Annotated in this window: 19 protein-coding genes; 13 read left to right on the top strand and 6 right to left on the bottom strand. The window is 44.2% G+C overall.

From position 1 onward, the window contains the following. Positions 1–37 precede the first annotated feature (37 nt). The 5 genes from IE164_RS17600 to IE164_RS17580 all read left to right on the top strand — a co-directional run bounded on the left by IE164_RS17600 (position 38) and on the right by IE164_RS17580 (position 7,090). On the top strand, positions 38–1,309 hold the full coding sequence (locus IE164_RS17600; RefSeq protein WP_189631584.1) for a hypothetical protein: 1,272 nt from the start codon (positions 38–40) through the stop codon (positions 1,307–1,309). 98 nt (positions 1,310–1,407) lie between these two features. Beyond that, positions 1,408–3,219 (top strand): alpha-L-fucosidase, encoded by a 1,812-nt coding sequence (locus IE164_RS17595; RefSeq protein ID WP_189631583.1) that lies wholly within the window; start codon positions 1,408–1,410, stop codon positions 3,217–3,219. Positions 3,220–3,379: 160 nt separating this feature from the next. Next, positions 3,380–3,955 (top strand): c-type cytochrome, encoded by a 576-nt coding sequence (locus IE164_RS17590; RefSeq protein ID WP_189631582.1) that lies wholly within the window; start codon positions 3,380–3,382, stop codon positions 3,953–3,955. A gap of 243 nt (positions 3,956–4,198) precedes the next feature. Beyond that, positions 4,199–5,059: a helix-turn-helix domain-containing protein gene (locus IE164_RS17585; protein ID WP_189631581.1), complete on the top strand. Its 861-nt coding sequence runs from the start codon at positions 4,199–4,201 to the stop codon at positions 5,057–5,059. A gap of 501 nt (positions 5,060–5,560) precedes the next feature. Then, complete coding sequence (locus IE164_RS17580) at positions 5,561–7,090, top strand: GH3 family acyl-acid amido synthetase (RefSeq protein ID WP_189631580.1); 1,530 nt, start codon at positions 5,561–5,563, stop codon at positions 7,088–7,090. On the opposite strand, the gene IE164_RS17575 is transcribed toward IE164_RS17580, so the two are convergent. The 3 genes from IE164_RS17575 to IE164_RS17565 all read right to left on the bottom strand — a co-directional run bounded on the left by IE164_RS17575 (position 7,087) and on the right by IE164_RS17565 (position 10,115). Next, the gene (locus tag IE164_RS17575; protein ID WP_189631579.1) at positions 7,087–7,674 is read right to left on the bottom strand and encodes a hypothetical protein; all 588 of its coding nucleotides are present in this window, start codon (positions 7,672–7,674) and stop codon (positions 7,087–7,089) included. The genes IE164_RS17580 and IE164_RS17575 overlap by 4 nt on opposite strands. A gap of 113 nt (positions 7,675–7,787) precedes the next feature. Next, positions 7,788–9,233 (bottom strand): SDR family oxidoreductase, encoded by a 1,446-nt coding sequence (locus IE164_RS17570; protein ID WP_189631578.1) that lies wholly within the window; start codon positions 9,231–9,233, stop codon positions 7,788–7,790. A gap of 105 nt (positions 9,234–9,338) precedes the next feature. Beyond that, positions 9,339–10,115, bottom strand: coding sequence for an OmpA family protein (locus tag IE164_RS17565; protein ID WP_189631577.1), 777 nt, complete (start codon positions 10,113–10,115; stop codon positions 9,339–9,341). Positions 10,116–10,223: 108 nt separating this feature from the next. Between IE164_RS17565 and IE164_RS17560 the strand changes: the two genes are divergently transcribed. The 7 genes from IE164_RS17560 (at position 10,224) to IE164_RS17530 (ending at position 15,783) form a co-directional block, all read left to right on the top strand. Beyond that, a complete protein-coding gene (locus IE164_RS17560) occupies positions 10,224–10,589 on the top strand; it encodes a response regulator (protein WP_189631576.1) in 366 nt (121 codons plus the stop codon). Continuing rightward, positions 10,586–11,959 (top strand): sigma-54-dependent transcriptional regulator, encoded by a 1,374-nt coding sequence (locus IE164_RS17555; protein WP_189631575.1) that lies wholly within the window; start codon positions 10,586–10,588, stop codon positions 11,957–11,959. Before IE164_RS17560 ends, IE164_RS17555 begins: the two co-directional genes overlap by 4 nt. Beyond that, positions 11,956–13,389: a PAS domain-containing sensor histidine kinase gene (locus IE164_RS17550; protein ID WP_189631574.1), complete on the top strand. Its 1,434-nt coding sequence runs from the start codon at positions 11,956–11,958 to the stop codon at positions 13,387–13,389. Before IE164_RS17555 ends, IE164_RS17550 begins: the two co-directional genes overlap by 4 nt. Before the next feature lie 132 nt (positions 13,390–13,521). Beyond that, complete coding sequence (locus tag IE164_RS17545; protein ID WP_189631573.1) at positions 13,522–14,040, top strand: Dps family protein; 519 nt, start codon at positions 13,522–13,524, stop codon at positions 14,038–14,040. 211 nt (positions 14,041–14,251) lie between these two features. Further along, positions 14,252–14,446: a general stress protein CsbD gene (locus IE164_RS17540; protein ID WP_189631572.1), complete on the top strand. Its 195-nt coding sequence runs from the start codon at positions 14,252–14,254 to the stop codon at positions 14,444–14,446. 6 nt (positions 14,447–14,452) lie between these two features. Beyond that, positions 14,453–15,352 (top strand): mechanosensitive ion channel family protein, encoded by a 900-nt coding sequence (locus tag IE164_RS17535; RefSeq protein WP_229838761.1) that lies wholly within the window; start codon positions 14,453–14,455, stop codon positions 15,350–15,352. Between the two features lie 65 nt (positions 15,353–15,417). Continuing rightward, positions 15,418–15,783 (top strand): hypothetical protein, encoded by a 366-nt coding sequence (locus IE164_RS17530; RefSeq protein WP_189631571.1) that lies wholly within the window; start codon positions 15,418–15,420, stop codon positions 15,781–15,783. Between the two features lie 73 nt (positions 15,784–15,856). Here IE164_RS17530 and IE164_RS17525 read toward each other — a convergent pair whose 3' ends face one another. Further along, the gene (locus IE164_RS17525; protein WP_189631570.1) at positions 15,857–16,018 is read right to left on the bottom strand and encodes a DUF1328 family protein; all 162 of its coding nucleotides are present in this window, start codon (positions 16,016–16,018) and stop codon (positions 15,857–15,859) included. Positions 16,019–16,294: 276 nt separating this feature from the next. Here IE164_RS17525 and IE164_RS17520 point away from each other — a divergent pair, with 276 nt between their 5' ends. Continuing rightward, the gene (locus IE164_RS17520; protein ID WP_189631569.1) at positions 16,295–17,119 is read left to right on the top strand and encodes a universal stress protein; all 825 of its coding nucleotides are present in this window, start codon (positions 16,295–16,297) and stop codon (positions 17,117–17,119) included. A gap of 5 nt (positions 17,120–17,124) precedes the next feature. Here IE164_RS17520 and IE164_RS17515 read toward each other — a convergent pair whose 3' ends face one another. Together IE164_RS17515 and IE164_RS17510 are read right to left on the bottom strand one after the other, a co-directional pair. Continuing rightward, a complete protein-coding gene (locus IE164_RS17515) occupies positions 17,125–17,982 on the bottom strand; it encodes an aldose 1-epimerase (RefSeq protein WP_189631568.1) in 858 nt (285 codons plus the stop codon). A gap of 28 nt (positions 17,983–18,010) precedes the next feature. Next, positions 18,011–18,784, bottom strand: coding sequence for an HAD-IIA family hydrolase (locus IE164_RS17510; RefSeq protein ID WP_189631567.1), 774 nt, complete (start codon positions 18,782–18,784; stop codon positions 18,011–18,013). Position 18,785: the final 1 nt, after the last annotated feature.

The following is an 18,785-nucleotide window of genomic DNA, read 5'->3' as shown; positions in this document are numbered from 1 at the left end:
TATGAATGGCTTTAAGCACACACATTTACTTCTACTATTGCTAGGATTACTAACCACCAGTAATGTTTTGCTATCTCAGAGTATTGATTTCTCGAATGACAATGGAATTGAAACCTCTTCTGGGGAGCTTCAAACTTCCAACAACAAATTTTTAAAAGAGCTTAGACAATTGAGGAAGAGAGGTAAGGCCAGGCTCTCCAAAGAATATCCTGAGTTGTCAGATGAGGAGATTGATAGGCTCATTGAAGAGCGTAAGAACAATCTTGAAAAAGAATTGCATGATACTACGCAGACAGCTTTTACCGATATTCGCAAACAACTGGTTGAAGACATTCAGAAAACGCCTGAAAAATTACCGGTATCGGATGAAGTAAAACAAAGTATCTCCGAGATAAAGGAGTTGGAAGCTATTGAAACCTTAAAGCGCGATAGTCTAAAGGCCAGAGATGTTTTCAATGCTCAGAATCTGAGAAAGGTGAATAAGAGGGCTGCTGAGTTGTTCGAAGATTTAGAACAGTATAAATCGCAATTCAGCGATTGGGATAAGGAATTGCTGGCTCAGGTAGAGAGTATACCCGAAGCCCAACTGGCCAAAAAGCAAATAGATAAGATGAAAGCTTATAAGCCACTTCCTGAAGGTTACAGACAAAATATGGATCAGTTTCAGACCAACGATTTTGTCAAAGAAAAATTAGAAAGTAAGGCAAAGGAACTAGAAAGCGTTGGAGAAAGCCTGCAAGGGAGGTTCGATGATGCTATGGTTAAAATGCAGGAAGCCAAGGAAGAGTTTCCAAGCTTGGAAAGTTTGGAAGAAGCCCCCAAAAGGTACAATCCTTATAGAGATCAGCCTTTTCTGAAAAGGCTTAAGTTTGGAGGTAATCTTACCTACGTTCCCGAAAAACCAGTTTCCATAGATTTTGCTGGCAATGTGATTTACCCAATAAACAAACGTTTAGCATTCGGATTCGAAATAGCAGGAAGAGCTAGGTTGGGGAAGATAGACCAAACCACAACAAATAATGATCTAGCAAAGAATTTGTTAAGCATCAGAAGTATTTCCCGCTATCAAGTGACCTCCGCCCTTTACCTGCAAGCCAATTATGAGGCCACCCAGTATAATTTAACCAACTCACAAGACAACCTATACTCTAGTCTATGGCATAATACTTTACTTGCTGGTATTGGAAGACGTTTTGTGCTTAAGGAGAAAATAAAAATTAATACCACCGTACTTTATGACTTCTTCTATGACCCTTCGCGTAGTCCAAATAAAAGATCATGGGTAATTAGATTAGGCTTTGAGCTCTAACCAGAATTCCTGACTAAGGTTTGCTTGCCTTTATTGCTTTCCCTCAACGAGATCTCCACCCCATTTCCTTTAACTTAGAGGTTTACTCCTGTGGCCCCATGAAAAAGAGGTTAGTTTCTGTTGTGTTGTTGGTTGTTACTTTGTGTTATACCCCGGCTTTCGGTTGGCAAAAAGTCTATTCGGCCAATTGGCAAGAATTGAAGAACCGCCCTTACCCCAAGTGGTTTACCGATGCTAAACTCGGTGTATTTATTCATTGGGGCGTTTATTCTGTTCCGGCATACAGCAATAAAGAAGATTATGCAGAATGGTATTTGCGCGGATTGATGCTGGGTGATTCGCTGAGAACCAACTTCATGAAGAAAAATTATGGCGAAAAATTTACCTACAACGACTTTGCGCCATTGTTCAAAGCAAAACTTTTTAACCCTGATGAATGGGCACATATATTCCACAAGGCAGGTGCAAAATATGTGGTAATGGTTGCCAAGCATCACGATGGTTATGCGCTTTGGCCAAGCCGGTATGCCCGCAACTGGAACAGTATGGAAGTGGGGCCTAAGCGTGATCTGGTGGGAGAACTGACCCGGGCTGTGAAAGACGCAGGACTTAGAATGGGGCTATACTATTCATTGCCTGAATGGAACCACCCATTGCATCGTTGGGATACCGACCCGCATCGTAACATTGGCCCATATGTAGAGCAACACATGATTCCGCAATTCAAAGAGCTTGTCGCCACTTACAGGCCAGATCTGATTTTTGCAGATGGAGAGTGGTTCAATTCGGCTGAAGAATGGCATGCCGCTGAATTAATAGCCTGGTACTTTAATTTGGTGGGAGCAGACGCTGTGGTAAACGACCGGTGGGGCAATGGTAGCGAAGGAATGGGCTTTATTACACCGGAATACAGCTCAGGAATAAAGACCTCAGACAGGCCATGGGCAGAGGTAAGAGGCCTGGGGCGCTCGTTTGGATTGAACCGATTCGAAAAATTGCAAGCCTACTTAACCGGTACTGAACTTGTACACAGTTTTGTAAGAGCTGTGGCCAATGGTGGGGGAATGATTATTAATGTGGGACCAACAGCTGATGGTCAGATTCCGCTTTTACAGCAAGATCGGTTAATACAATTAGGCGACTGGCTGGCCATTAATGGGGAAGCCATTTATGGAGCCGAAACGTATACCGTAAGTGGTGAGGAGCGCCAGGTCACTTTGCAGCGAGTGGATGCTCAAATAAACTTTAACTGGGTAAGGAATAACCCCGGAGGTCCTATAAGGGAAGATGAGTTTACAGCCATTTGGGAAGGATACTTGAGGCCAGACCAAAGCGGCCCGTTCCGGATAGAAGCACTGGCCGATGATGGGGTTCGGGTGTGGATCAATGACCAACTCGTTATTAACCAATGGAAGAATGCGCCCGAGGGAGCCAATGGCTTTGTTATGGGTAATGATGCGGTAGTAGTAAGTCAGGGAGTGTTGAATTTAAAGGCAAACAATAGGTATCCTATACGAATAGAATATTTTGAGAAAACTCACAATGCCCGTCTGGAACTCTACTGGATAACACCCAATGGCAAGAAAGAAGTCATCCCTCAGAAAAATTTACTGGTAAACCTCGCAGGCAATGAAAACGGGTTGAAGGCCACTTACCAATCGCTGCAGCAACACATTGCCTATACACAAAACCGGGGTAATATATATGCCATTACCATGCAATGGCCGGATGATGAGTTGGTTTTGTCTATTCCCCGGCCCAATAGCGAAACCCGAATCAATCTTTTAGGTTATGACTCTATCGACCTGCCCTGGCACTACCGAAAAGGCAAGCTGATTATCGATACCTCCGGTATAAAGTTCAGTCGTGTAGAAGGGAAACATGCCTGGGTTTTTCGTCTGAGTCGGTAGACCTTCCGTTTTTTTGGGTTACACACTTTGCAAAGTTCTGAAAGCAAGGTGCTTTTCGCTAGAATGTCGCTTTTTTTCAATACTTCAGCGATGGCTCTGCTCTAATTTCGTGACTGAATTTCATAAAAATTCATACTCAAAACTTACAACAACAAATATTATGAAAAGCAAGGTCAATTACATGATGGCATTGGCAGTGGGACTAATAGCCGCTTGCCAACCGCCTGTTATGGAGCAGCAAATAACGGCTCCAATACTTACAGAGCAGCAGGAAATTTTAAAAGGGAAAAAGCTGGTTACCACCATTGGTTGTGGCGACTGTCATTCGCCCAAGGTTTTTACGGCATTTGGTCCGGAAGAAGATAACACCCGTTTGCTCTCGGGGCACCCTCAAAACGAACCACTCCCTGCGGTCAATAAAGAACTGGTAAGCGAATGGGTACTTTTTGGCCACCAAAGCACAGTGGCCGTGGGCCCCTGGGGCGTCTCTTATGCGGCAAACATTAGTTCGGACGAAACAGGAATCGGCAACTGGACTTTCGAGCAGTTTAAAACAGCCATGACCAAAGGCAAATATAAGGGTGTTGAAGCCAGTCGCGATTTGCTGCCGCCAATGCCATGGCCAAACTATGCTCAGCTGGAGGAAGACGAACTCAGGGCTATTTTTAAATACCTCAAATCTACTCCTCCCGTCCGCAATATTGTTCCGGCAGCACGACCGTTCGAAACCTTATAGGCGTTTTTCACTATTTAAGAATCCTAAAATGAATATCAGATACATTACAGCCATATGGATGTGTGTCGAAATAATGAAGCCGAGTGCAATAGCTATCAGCTAATTCGTCAGGCAGGTAGTACAAGTTTTACAACCATCGAGTTAGAGGGGGGCACCGGATGCAAAACAAAGGTTACCTATCAGAAACTCAACCCATAGAAACAGAGAGGTTGCAGCAGTATTCTTTACCTGCTGCAACCTTCTTTGGCAAAATACAGTATTGGCAAAGTCTGGTATTCATTTATGAGGCCTTCTTACTACACTTTTAAACCTTCGGCTCATTTATCGGGAATTGTTAGCCATTATTGGGTAACCACAACAGACTTTGAGCCTAACAGCCTTACCACGGAACAAACCTGTTTGCCTCTGGGTACGGCCGAGTGGATTATTCAGGTAAGAGGAGAGCTTCAATTGGGTAAGATTGATAATGAATGGAGGGTGTTTCCGAGCAACTATGTCGTAGGACTCATGGACAAACCCGTGCATTGGAAAATGCATGGTAACAGCCAGGTTATCGGCATATCGCTAAAGCCCGAGTGGTTTTCTGCCATTTTCAGATTTCCGCTAAACAGTGTACACAATGCTTTCATTGAAGCTCAATTTTTAGACAACCCCATATTCTCTTTGCTTAGAAACCACCTTCTTAAAGAAGAGAATTTGGAAAAGCAGGTGGCTTTGGTAGATGAGTTTCTCATTGACTGGATGGATGAGCAGAAGGTTGCCAATGAGTTTTTCGTAAGAGCAGTGGGAGCCACGCGAACCGGAAACGCTCTTTTCAGCACTAAAGCTTTACGCGATAATTTTTATTTATGCGACAGGCAAATACAACGCTTGTTTAAAAGTCATTTTGGATTGAGTCCCAAGGCCTACGAGCGCATTACCCGCTTCAGCCATACCATTGAGCGCATTACCCAAAACCCCAAACCTTGCTGGAATACCCTGGCCGATGAACTGGGTTATTCCGATAGAGCACATCTGGTTCGGGAGTTTAAATATTTTGCGGGGTTTACTCCGTCTAGTACTAACCTGGCCGATTCGTCCATTCATCGGGTTATGGCTAAGTAGTAAGTTTATTTAAAAAAGTCAGAGGCAATGGCGAAAAGCATTTTTCCCGGTTATTTCCAAATAGGTAATTCCATTGTCAATTTGATAAAGTAAAATACTCAGCAAATGGGCTTTGTCAGTGCCGGTTTCACAGTATGTTGTTGCTGAACTTCCGTTGCTTACATCTTTATCATTTCAATAAATAAGGTGGCCAGCAATAGCGTAGCAAACAAAAAAAAGAAGAAACGAGGTATCCTGGAGCGCGAAATACTTCGTTGCGTAAAGGCAAGAAAGGCTGTGCTCACCGTGATAATTAGAAAAATTATAATCCACACCAACATCTGTAAGGCTATTGAGTTGATCATAGTGATTCAAAAATCTCTCCAATACCAATTCGACTTAGGGAGACCTTTGGATAGAAAGTTACGCCAGGTCATTTCACCATTTCAAATAACCCTTGAGCCGTAAAGGTTAATCTGGTCTAAACTTTGAATTAAATAGGGCGCAAACAAGAATAACACTATGCCATTACTCGGAAAAATCATTAAAAAAGCGATAGATGTAGGAGGCCAAATAGCCGAAACGAACGACAGCCCCTCCCAATTGCAGCAAACCATGCTTCGCGAGTTGCTCGAACGGGCGAAAGATACAGCATTTGGCAAGGCCTATGCCTTTGAAGAGCTTCTCCGGTCTGAGACACTTGTGGAAGATTTTCGCAGCCGTGTGCCGACATTTGACTACAAACGGATGAAGGAGGCATGGTGGCACAAAACTATTGAAGGACTACCTGATATTAGTTGGCCGGGTACACCGGAGTATTTTGCCTTGAGCTCAGGAACTACCGGCAACAAGAGCAAGCGCATCCCCGTCACTCAGGAGATGATTGAAGCCATTCGTGAAACCGGTCTGAAACAGGTATTAAGTCTTTCGGAACACGACTTGCCCGATAGTTTTTTTGAGAAACAAATTCTGATGCTGGGCAGCAGCACCGATTTAAAAGAAGTGGATGGGCATTATGAAGGCGAAATTAGTGGAATAAGTGCCAGTAATATACCTTTTTGGTTTCGTGGCTACTACAAACCGGGGGAGGAGATTGCCGGTATAGACGATTGGGACGAGCGAGTGGAAGCCATAGCAAAAAAAGCACCTGAATGGGATATTGGAGCCATTTCCGGTATACCTTCATGGATTGAGCTGATGCTAAAAAAGGTTATTGAATGGAATAAGGTGGAGAGCATTCACGACTTGTGGCCCAATCTGGCGGTGTACAATTCGGGAGGGGTAGCCTTTGAGCCTTACAGGGCTAGTTTCGATAGCCTCACCAGCAAACCCATGCTTTACCTCGATACCTACCTTGCCTCTGAAGGCTTTCTGGCCTATCAGGCCAGACCCAGCCAAAATATGGCCATGCAACTGTCGCTCAACACAGGTATCTATTTTGAATTCATACCCTTTGAGCAGAAGTATTTCGATGAATACGGGAGCCCGTTTCCTGAGGCTCCGGCTCTCTCGTTGAATGAAGTTGAGCTAGAGAAAGATTATGCTATTCTTATTTCTACTGTGAGCGGAGCCTGGCGATATAGCATTGGCGACACAGTAAAGTTTACTGATCTGGAGCGAGCTGAAATCAAAATAACAGGCAGAACAAAACACTTTCTCAATGTAGTGGGGTCACAGCTTTCGGTGGCTAAAATGAATGAGGCTATTCAGGAGTTGGAAGAAAGGTTTGGAGCAGAAATTCCTGAGTTTACAGTGGGAGCGGTTCAACGCGAAGGAGAGTTTTATCATTTGTGGTTTTTGGGCCTGGGAACTGCAAAAGACCTCAATGCTCAGGAGGTTTCAGAGGCTCTGGACGAGCTGCTCAAAACCAAGAATAAAAACTACAGGGTGGCCCGGTCAAAAGCATTGAAAGGAGTAGATGTAAGGCTAATTACTGCCGAAGACTTTCACCGTTGGAATGCTGAGAAAAAGCAGAAGGGAGGCCAGGTAAAAACCCCTCGAATGATGAACGAGGAGTCGCTAAAGGAGTTCGAACATTTTTTAGAAGCTTAAAGAGCGGGCTGCGCGTTGTTATGCTGATTGGTTTCTACCATCTGCATAATCTCTTCTGGAGAGAGATATAGCCGCTTGATCTTCTCTTTGTATTTTCTTGGTATCTGGGCATGGCTCAAAATGTAGTTTTTCGTTTTTACAATCATGTCGCCCAGGCCATGCTGCACGGCATATTCATCGGCTTTCCGTTCCGCTCCTTTCACAAAGTGGCCAGACAGCCAATAGTTGAGTCCAAACCAAATCATGCCGGGCACTGACCGGTTTTTATAGTCCATTACATGACCTAACTCATGCCCCAGCCAGCCAATAAGAACATCTTCAGGAAGGTCTTCAATTTTTAAACTTTCGCTACCTAGTTTTATGAATCGGCTAATGTTCACGTAATAAGCTCGTTCCACCAGCACACCAAACAAACTTTTAATTACCGGCCGGGCGCTCATTACCGTTCGGCCATTGGGCTTATTAAAGCGAAAAATGATGCGAACATTTTTGAGCTCCGGGTAAAAAGAAAGTGTCTTCAATGCAGGAAAGTAAATTTCTTCGGGTATGGTTTTCTTATAACCAAAGGTCTCTATAGGTTTCATAACAGTCGTTTTTAATTGTATTTAATTCATTACACTTCAAGGCTTAGTCTGCGTTTTTTGGCGGCTACTCCGTAGCAAGCTTCTAAAGAGTATTTTCAATAACTTTATTGCCATTAGATTTTGGGCTCCACAGATTTCGTTTGAGCTATACCACTGATCATGCCATTGAATACAAAACCATGAAAGGGCCATACGGCCAACCAATACAGCCTGCCCCAAATGCCCTTAGGCCTGAAAGTGGCGGTTTGATGGAGAACATTGTGTTTATCTATTTTGAATTCCAGCCAGGCATCGCCAGGTAGTTTCATTTCGGCAAAAAGCAAGAGCCGTTTATTGGTTTTATCGGCTACAATTACCCGCCAAAAATCCAGCGAGTCGCCCGAGTTGATCGCAGTGGGGTGGGTACGACCTCTTCTAAGCCCTACACCGCCCACCATTTTATCTATAAGTCCTCGCAACTTCCAAAGCCAGTTGCCATAGTACCATCCTCTTTCTCCCCCTATGGACCATAGGTTATTAAGCACAGCAGTTTCATGAGTAACAGGTCTTTGACGGTGATCTTTAAAGCACCCGAAAGAAGGAACTTCTACCAGATCTTCGAACCTCTTGTTAATGGTTTCACTAGACATAGCGTCTTTCCAACTCGATATCAATTGGTTTTGCTTTATGCGCGAAAATGCTCTTCTAACGGCTTCTTCATAAGTAATTAGTTCAATGTCCAGTTGCTTGGTTAGTGTGTTGGGTTTAGCAATTACTTCAGTTTTCATGCTCTCTACCAGGTGTCGCGCCAGTCCGTAAGAGGTTGAGGTTACAAAATATAGCCAGTAGGAGCTCAGTCGAGGGGTTAGTACCGGCACAGACACTATCAATCGCCTGAGGCCTCTTACCCGGGCAAAGCGAAGCAGCATTTCCTTGTAGCTCATTACTTCAGGCCCGGCTATGTCGAAGGTCTTATTGTAAAGGGCCTTGTTGAGTAAGGTTTTGTCGAGTATTTCAAGAATATTGTTCACCGCAATAGGTTGCGATTTGGTTTTGAGCCACCGAGGAGCAATCATTAGAGGTAGTTTTTCTACCAGATCCCTGATTATTTCGAATGATCCACTGCCCGACCCCACGATTATACCGGCTCTCAAAGCAGTGAAGTTATAGGCCCCCCGACTTAGTATTTTTTCTGTGTTAAGCCTCGATCTCAGGTGAGGCGATAGTTCGTTGTCGTTGGCAATTCCACCCAGGTAAATGACTTGTTCAAAGCTTCGCTGGGTGGCAATGGCTAAAAAGTTCTGTGCCATTTGCTTTTCTCTGTCTTCGAAACCATTGCCGGAAACAGACATGGCGTGCATCAGGTAATATGCTGCATCAATGTCTTGAGGGATGTGATTGAGCGTGTCAGGTTTTAGAAAATCGGCCTCTATTATGGTTAGTCGAGGATGATCGACCAAAGCATGGTTGAATCGGCCGGCATCGCGCACACAACACACCACCTCTAAATCTCTTTCCAGTAAGAGGTAAAGCAAGCGTTTGCCTATATATCCGTTAGCACCCGTCAGTAATACTTTCATGCTTGGCTCAGGATAAAATTCATTTAGAATCTTTTTTTATTCAGCAAATCCCAAAGCCCGAATTTCGGGCTTTGGGAAATATCTATTTTTAATGGATGTTTCAATCTATTCCACCTCTTGCAGTAGAGTTTCAACATTGGGAACAATAATGAATTCAACTCGTCTGTTCAGGGCCTTCATAGCTTCTGAGGTATTTTTTGCCACCGGGTCGAACTTGCTTTTACCCGCAACCATTAGCTTTTGGGCCGAAACATCATGTTCACGGATCATACGCTCTACAACTGCCATGGAGCGCTCTACCGAAAGATCCCAATTGTTTTCGGGGCCAATGAGTGGGTCGCTGTCCGTATGACCTTCCACTATAATCTCCGCATGGCGCATTTGCATAATACCTTCTGCTATTCTATCAACCAGCATTTGGCCTCTATTGTTGATTTTGGCACTGCCCGACTCAAATAATAGCCCTTCATCTACCGAAAGCCGAATCATGCCTTCTTCTACCATCACATCAATACCATAGTCTTTAAAAGTAGCTACAATGGCTTCAGTTTCCTGCTGCCACTCTTCAACAAGCTCGGCTTTATCCGTTTTATCTTCCAAAAGCTCGTCTTGAGCCTCAATATTCGCTCTCAACACCGCTATTTGCTCTTGCATTCGATCGTTCTCTTTCAGCAATTCTTCATTGTATTGCAGCAGGTTGTCGCGCTCGGCTACCAACTGTTGCATGCTGGTTTGTAGACTGTCAATGTTACTTGCCTGGGTAGCAATAAGGTCTTTTTGGGCTGAGCAGGAGCTCAGGGCAATAAGAGCCGTTACTCCCAGCAGGCTTCCAATCCATTTGTTTCTATTTCTAATCATCATATCAATTCTTTTTTTGGTCATTTAAGGAGAAAAGTTCGTGCCGCTTCGAACAAAATATGCTCAGGGCCATTTATTAAGCTGAGGTGTGTAATTTTTTCTACAAAAGCGTTGTGTAAGACACTCAATAGAATGGAAGCTAAAGCACATGTTTTAATTGTTGACGATGAGGAAGATATAGGCCTGATGCTCTCCCGGTTGCTTCAAAAGGCAGGCTATCATACAGAATTTTGCACCAGTGTGGCTGAGGGGCGAATAAAGCTGAAACAAAAAAAATACGACCTGTATTTTCTTGACCTGAACCTGTCTGATGGCAGTGGCTTTGATCTTATTCCGGAAATCAGGCAACAGCCTGAGGTTTCAGGCATAATTATTATTAGTGCCTATGATGGATTGCAAGAAAGAGAACGGGCAAAAGCTTTTGAGGTGAACGCTTTTGTGAACAAGCCCTTCAATAAAAAAGAAATTTTAGAAGCAGTAAGCCAGATACGTTTATGAAGAAGATACTCATAATAGATGATGACAGAGAAATATGTCTCCTTTTGAGAAAATATCTGACCAAAAAGGGTTTCGAAACCCATGAAGCGCTGAGCGGAAAAGAAGCCGAAAAATGGCTAAAGAAGCAGGAGGTAGATTTAATTCTTTGCGATTTTAAACTGCCCGATTACAATGGTCTTGAAATGCTGGAGAAGATTAAGATTATAAGGCCAGCTGCCAAAGTGATCATCATTACCGGCTACAGCGATGTGCGCATAGCCGTGGAGGCACTCAAAAAAGGAGCTTTTGAATATGTAACCAAGCCGCTCTATCCCGATGAAATAATGCTTACCATTACCAATGCGCTGGAAACAGAGCATAAACAGGCAGCGCCTGTACCCAAAAAGCCCTCTAGGCCGGAGGCAAGCAAAACGGACTTTATCTCTGGCAAAAGCCTTTCAGCTCAGAAGGTGAATAAGCATATTGAACTTATTGCCCCTACCGATATGTCGGTGATTATCTTGGGAGAAACGGGTACCGGAAAGGAGTATGTTGCGCGCGCCATTCACCAAAAGAGTGCTCGTTCTGGAGCACCGTTTATTGCAGTAGACTGTGGAGCTCTGCCCAAAGACCTGGCCGGGAGCGAATTGTTTGGACATGTAAAGGGGGCTTTTACCGGGGCCCTGCGCGACAAGAAAGGCTGTTTTGAGTTGGCCAATGAAGGCACACTTTTCTTAGATGAAATTGGTAATCTGAGCTACGAGAATCAGATAAAGCTGCTACGCGTATTGCAAGAGCGAAAAGTAAAACCTCTGGGAGGCAGCCAAGAACGCAAAGTAGATGTTCGCATTATTGTGGCTACCAATGAAGACTTGAAAACAGCCGTTCGAAAAGGCGAATTCAGAGAAGATATTTATCACCGTTTAAACGAATTCAAAATTGAGCTTTCGCCCTTGCGAGAGCGCAAGGAAGATATTGAAGTGTTTGCCTTACATTTTCTTAAACTGGCCAATGAACAGTTGCTAAAAAATGTGGAATCTATAGACAAGAGAGTACTCAAAATACTAGAAAACTACACTTGGCATGGTAATTTGCGAGAGCTCAAAAACGTAATTAAAAGGGCTGTTTTGTTGTGCGATGGGCCTGCTTTGAGCAAAGAACATTTGCCCGAAGAAATAATCTTTCCGGTAGAAGATGATCAGCCCGATTTTGAAATACTCATAGATGGAGAAGCCCCTCCAAGCCTAAAGGCAGTAACCGAAGCCGCTGAAAAAACGGCCATTATCAACGCCCTGAAACGAACCAATAACAATAAAAGTAAGACGGCAGAAGTCTTGCAGGTAGACCGAAAAACACTCTACAACAAGCTAAAAGCATATAACCTCTCATGACACTCACAGAAGGCGAAAAACTACTGAAGAGTATTTTAAACACTACTCCCCATGGCATTGTGGCTCTTAAGGCCGTACGCAACACCAAAGGGGGGATTGAAGACTTTCAGGTACAACTTATTAATGCGGAGGGCCTGAACATACTGGGGCGTTCGGCAGAGGATATTGAAGGAGCAGGTTTTTTAGAGAGCTTTCCCGGGCAAGTGACCAACGCTCTTTTCGACTCCCTCAAAGAGGTGGTAGAAACAGGTGAAAGACTTAAACGCGAAGTGCAATTTCGAAGAGGGCAGGAGTCCCTTTGGTATTCCATTCATGCCACACGGTTTGCCGATGGGCTCACCATTAGTTTTGTAGATGTATCGGAAGAGAAACAGCATGCCCTGGAGCTAGGCCAATCCGAGGCCAAGTATAGGCAACTCTTTGAGGAGAGCATGGACTCTATTTTTCTCATGAACAACGAATATCTTATTCTGGAGTCCAATGCATCCATGCTTCAACTGTTTGGTTACGACCAAAAAGAGATACGTTTTCTGAGCCTTTCCGAGCTGTTTTCTGATGAGGAAACCTTCTGGCACTTCAATAAACAGTTGTATAAAAACAACAAGGTAGAAGAGTTTGAGGCCGAAATGCGTATGGCCAACGGACAAACTGTGGTTTGTCTTATCAACCTGGTAGCTCTAGAGAAAAGCCAGGCCCAGGTAGGGCTCTATCAGGGAGTCATTAAAGACATCAGCAAGCGCAAGCAAGCCGAAGCCGAATTGTTACTGGCAGAGAAGCTTTCCATGACCGGTAAAATTGCCCGCAGCATTGCCCACGAGGTACGCAATCCGCTAACCAATCTGAGCTTGGCTCTTGAGCAACTCAAAGACGAAGTGCCCGAACACCTGGAAGATGCAGAACTTTACTTCAACATCATAGGTAGGAATGCCAGGCGCATAGAAGAACTCATTTCAGGGCTGCTCGAGTCTTCCAAACCCAAAGCCCTTAGCTTGGAAAACAGTCAAGTCAATGAAGTAGTAAAAGCCGCTGTGCAGATGGTTGAAGACCGCATTAACCTGCAACAGATGAAACTGGAGCTGCAACTTCATGAGGGGTTGCCGGCAGTAGCGCTTGACAAAGACCAAATGAAAATGGCGTTGGTAAACCTTATGATTAATGCCATAGAAGCCATGAAAGCAGGCGAAGGTGTTTTGCGGGTGAGCACTCTGCAACAACAACAGCACATTCTTATTCACATAGAAGACAACGGTAAGGGCATTTCTAAAGAAAATCAGAAGAAACTCTTCGACCCATTTTTCACGGCCAAAAAAGGAGGCATGGGGCTGGGGCTCACCAGCGTTCAGAACATTGTACAAAGCCACCTTGGCGAGATAACAGTAATAAGCGAAGAAGACCAGGGTACCCGTTTTACCATATCCATCGCTCTTTAGTTCGTAGCGGCAATTCCACAACAGTGAGGAACTCCCTTCCCGAAAGTTTCTGCTATACCCCTCTTTTGGGGCGCCAGGGCATACTGGAACGGTATTGGCAACACTTAGGGCAGAAACAAACGAAAAAAATATATGGATAACGGAGTAGCAACTAAAATACATTCAGAAACTAAGAAAAGAGCCTATTCACGATTGGGCTATACGAAATTGGAAACAGCCGAAATTGTTGAAGCCCTCAATAAATTATTGGCCAATTACAGTGTACATTATCAAAAGCTGAGAAACTTTCACTGGAATGTAAAAGGAGCCGATTTTTTCGACATCCATGAAAAGTTCGAAGATCAGTATAACGATGCCAAAGTGGCCATAGACGACATCGCAGAGCGTATAAGAGTGTTTGGTCAAACACCCTATAGTACTATGAAAGAATATCTGGACGAATCGGAAATAAAAGAGTCCAGCTCAGACCTTACAGCCATGGAAATGGTTTCCGAAATTCTGAAAGACTATGAGATTTTGCTAGAACACATGTTCAATGTGATTAATGTCGGACTCGATAAAGGTGATAGCGGAACTGTAGATATGATGAACGCTATGGTGAAGAAAACGGAGAAAAACCACTGGATGTTTACCGCCTTTTCAAAGAAATAATTTTTGAGTCAACCTTTTGTATTAGTGAGGTTAATAAGTAGACAGAGCCCTTCGGAGCATTTGTTCCGAAGGGTTTTTTGTGGATAATATTCCACACTTGCTCACGCCAATATTCTACACAGCAAAGGCCTTCAACCTCACAGAAAACACCAAAACGCATATTTCGGGATTGGTATGGATTTTTTGAGCCTTATGGCGAATTAGAATACCAATGAAACGATTTCTCGAAAGTAACTGGTCACAAATAGCCCCACGGCTCAGAAGTCGCTACGGCCAGCTGAGCGAACGCGATTTGCATTGGGAAGATGGGGAAGAGAATGAGCTGCTCCGAAGGTTGGAGCGTAAGCTCGATTGCGACAGACAAGAGCTCTTTCGTGAGATGAAAGCATTAATAACCAAAAAATAAAACACTGTGGACTTTAACATATCAAAAGCAATCAACATAGTAATAGAGAAGGTAGAAGGATGGCTCGAACTACTTACCAATATGCTGCCCAATTTTGTGGTGGCCATTTTAGTGCTAGTTCTCTTTTATTTTCTTTCTAAAATGGTGAGGTACGGAGCCCGAAAAGTTATGGCCCGATTTATTGAACAGCCTGCCATAATTGGTCTTCTTTCTACCATTATTTCCATTCTGGTCATTGGCTCTGGGTTGGTTATAGCCCTTAACCTGTTGCATTTGAGCAAGGCAGTTACCTCCTTACTAGCCGGTGCAGGTATTGCCGGTTTGGCTATTGGATTCGCCTTTCAAGACATTTCGGCCAATTTTATTTCAGGAATAATTATGGCCTTTAAAAAGCCGCTGAGTGTGGGCGATATTATAGAAACTAACGGCTATATGGGCTTTGTCAAAGACATACAGTTAAGAGCTACCGTTATAGAGACATTTCAGGGCTTACACGTCATAATTCCTAACCGACTGGTTTTTCAGAATGCGCTCACCAACTATACCAAAACTTATAGGCGTAGGGTAGACCTTTCCGTTGGAGTTTCTTATGGCGATAACCTGGAGCGAGTTAAAGAAATAGCCAGAGAAGCCGTTCTCAAAAATGAATACCTCACTTCAGAAAAAGACGTAAACGTGGTTTTCGAAGAGTTTGGCGACTCCTCCATCAACTTTAGGGTAATGTTCTGGATCAACTACTCTCCACAAGACCCCAACTACCTGCAGGCCAGGAGTAGCGCAGTAATGGAAATTAAAAAAGCCTTCGATGCCAACGATATTACCATTCCATTCCCTATTCGTACGCTCGACTTTGGTATTAAGGGAGGCGAAAAACTAAACGGCCACCTTAAGGAGCTCCAAGCCTGAACAGCCAGAGTGGTACGACCTTTGAAACTTTAGCAAACATCATTTAAACCAAAAAGAAAATAAACATGAAACGATTAACCGTAACTATTTTATCAATTGCCTTGGTCACTATGGGTATTGTGGCCTGCGGCAACTCATCAAAATCTGAATGGGAGAAAGAAAAGGCTGAGATTCAGGCAAAGATAGATGAAGCTCTGGCCGATGTGGGTAACGCCCTGGAAGAAGTAAACGCAGACTTAAAAGATGCTTCGGAAGATGTGGCCGAAAATCTAAGAGAAAAGAAAGATGAATTGCTCGACCGTAAGTCTGCTTTGGAAAGAGCCAAAGAAGACGTGGCCAATGCCACAGAAGAGACCTGGAACGACACCAAAAAGTGGGTGGAAAGTACGTTCAATGATATTGAAGACTTCTTTAAATCAGGCAATGGCTAAAATTACCCCTAAGCATAAAAAAGAGGCTGACTCGTGGTAACGAGACAGCCTCTTTCGTTTAAACCCATGAGGGTTAGTAGCCCAGTAGCTGTAAAAACAGCGATATCACAAAAAGGACTACGAATATGAAGAACAGGAATTTGGCAATTTTAGAAGAGGCTGTAGCCACACCTCTGAAACCAAACAAACCTGCTATGATGGCTACAATAAAGAATATAATGGCCCATGTAAGCATAGTTTCAAAAGTTTTAGTTGAACATAGTGTGTGCGCCTTGCACACCTTATTGGTTTCAAAAATTCAACCAAAACAACAGACCATGTGTATGTGGCTGAAGGGGCAGCTTGTATCTCAAAGCCTTTTCAAATTGAGAAATCCGCTGTCAGAAATAGAATTATTGCAGGCGTTGAAGCCCGACAGGGAAAACACAAATCATTTTTTTTGATGATTTAGATCAGCCAATAAGAAAGGAATTGAAAGTAGATTGAAGTACACTTAAAAAAGGAGGTTGTTATGAAAAAGATTGTTGTACCCATAGATTTTTCTGCCTGTGCCAGAAATGCGTTGGCCAATGCCATTAAGATTGCCGAGCGGGCCAACTTTGAGTTGGTGTTGTTTCACTCGGTAGTCATGCCTCTTGGCTTTGCAGAGGGAGCTCCCGTGGCAGGTGTAGAATACGGTTTAGATGAGCTGCAGGAAAGAGCCCAGGCCGATATGAATAAGTTGGTTGAAGACTTTCCGCAGTTGGAAAAGCTCAAACACAAAAGACATATACTCTATGGCCCTCTGCACGAAGGCATCAATGAAATTAATGATGAAGGGCAGGTGGCCATGGTAGTTATGGGCACCCATGGTGCTACCGGCTTTGCCAGAGCACTAATTGGTAGCAATGCCTACCATGTAATGAAACACGTGCCTGTGCCTGTAATCGCTCTGCCGGAAGATGCCGACATTACGCGAATGACTCACATTGGTTTGGCCGGAGACTTCTTATCTGTTCCAAACCCCGATCTTATTCATGTAGTAGTCGATTTGGCCAAAGCTTTCTATGCTCAAATTCATGTCATTCATATCGATACCGGTGAGGTTGATAAGAAAGACCAGATAGATATTGCCAGACGAATGGAAAAATATGTGAAGCATACCAACCATAGTTTTCATTTTAGAAAGTATGAAGATGTGGAGGAAGGACTGCAACAAACGGCCAAAGAGCTCAACATACACCTGTTGGTAATGATTGCGCGTCATCATGGTTTCTTTGAGCGACTACGCCACGGCAGTCACACCAAAAAAATGGTGTTAGATATACCGCTTCCTCTAATGGTCTTGCACGAATAGGAACCTTAGAAAAACCTAAGCCCCATTTGGAGCCTCCAGCTTTGCCGGGGGCTCAGTACTTTCAGGCCAATGCCGTTATTGAGTGCATCTATGGCACAAGTCATGGGTTCTAAGGCAATGGCATCTTCGCGCGTTTTATAAACCTGCAGAAAAGGAAAGTTAAAGTCTTGCCAGAGCTCCAGGGTACCCTGATTGGGGAAGCTGAGGAACACACTGTTTTTCTCTTCCATTTTTAGAAGCCGAAAGCAGGTGTCGAAGCGATGCCCATGGAGCCATTCAAAATTTTTAAAGTCGTTAAAAGGCCTTTCCTTACCTGTGGGCAACATCAGCTCATCAACCTCCATCTGCGTCACAGGAGGGAGTTTAAGACGGGCAGATGGTGTCATACTCAGGTTGAAATAAGGATGCCAGCCCAGCCCACAGGGCATATCTGCTTCTCCCAGATTTACCACTTCAATGCTCAGTATCAGCTCGGCCTCACCCTTTAGTTGGTAGCAGAGCCGGAGTTCGTAGGGAAAAGGGAAACCCGGTTGGTCACCTTCGTAGGAATAGGCCAGTTCCAGACAGTTATCTTCTTTTCGGGCTATCTTAAAGGCCTGATCATGCACTAGCCCGTGCAATGCATTTGGTAACCCATCCAGATCGTTAGTGGCTAGTTCATACCTGCTCCCCTGAAACTGGTAGCGGCCTCCGCTGACCCTGTTGGGAAAGGGAAATAGCCAGGAACCTTCGAACAGATAGGTTTTACTGTGGTGAATTAGGGGCAGGAGGTTTTGCCCCTTGCGGCAGGTCCACTGCATAAGTGCAGCTCCCCGTTTGCAGTCCACTACTATGCTGTTTCCGTTATACGATAATTCTTCCATAAGGCATACGCTTGCTCATTTTCAAAGTCTACCACCAGGGAAGGGGCAACTTTAGGTCGGCAATGGAATCAATCACTAAATCAGGTTTAAAAGGATAGTCGTTAAGATCGTCTATTTTGGACATACCACTAAGGGTAAGTATTGTATTATAGCCCACTTGAACACCTCCCTGAATATCTGTGGCCAAGGTGTCGCCAATCACTGTTACTTCTTCCGTAGCCAGTCCAATGTGTTTTCTGGCCTGGCGCATCATTACAGGGCTGGGTTTGCCTACAGAGAAAGCCGTTTTACCGGTGGCGGCTTCTATCATAGCTACAATACCCGCAATCCCCAGATTATTCCAGCCCGGCTTGCGGGGAGACGGATCCAGATTAGTTGCAATAAGTTTGGCTCCATCCAGAATAAAGTCAATAGCCTTTCTCACCATCTCAAGCGTAAAGTTGATGCCTTCGCCTACCACCACAAAGTCCGGGTCGTTCTGCACCAGTGTAAAGCCATGCTCATGTAGACTGGAAATTAAGCCCCCTTCTCCCAGTACATAGGCCGTACCTTTGGGAAACTGCTGCCCCATGAAATGAGCCGTTGCCATGGCTGATGTATACACATTTTCAGGCTCTACATAAATGCCCATTTTAGATAGTTTACGCACCGCATCCAGCGGAGTACGCTGGCTGTTGTTTGTCATAAAAGTGAAGGGAATGCCTTCCTTTTGCAGTGTTTTAATGAATTTGTCAGCTCCGGGAATCATTTTGTTTTCCACATAAATAACCCCATCCTGATCGATTAAGAATCCTTTTGGCATT

Source organism: Roseivirga thermotolerans (assembly GCF_014653175.1).
GTDB classification, from domain to species: Bacteria; Bacteroidota; Bacteroidia; order Cytophagales; family Cyclobacteriaceae; genus Roseivirga; species Roseivirga thermotolerans.
Note: the sequence above shows the minus strand (reverse complement) of the source record. Positions and strands in the feature narration are given on the sequence as shown.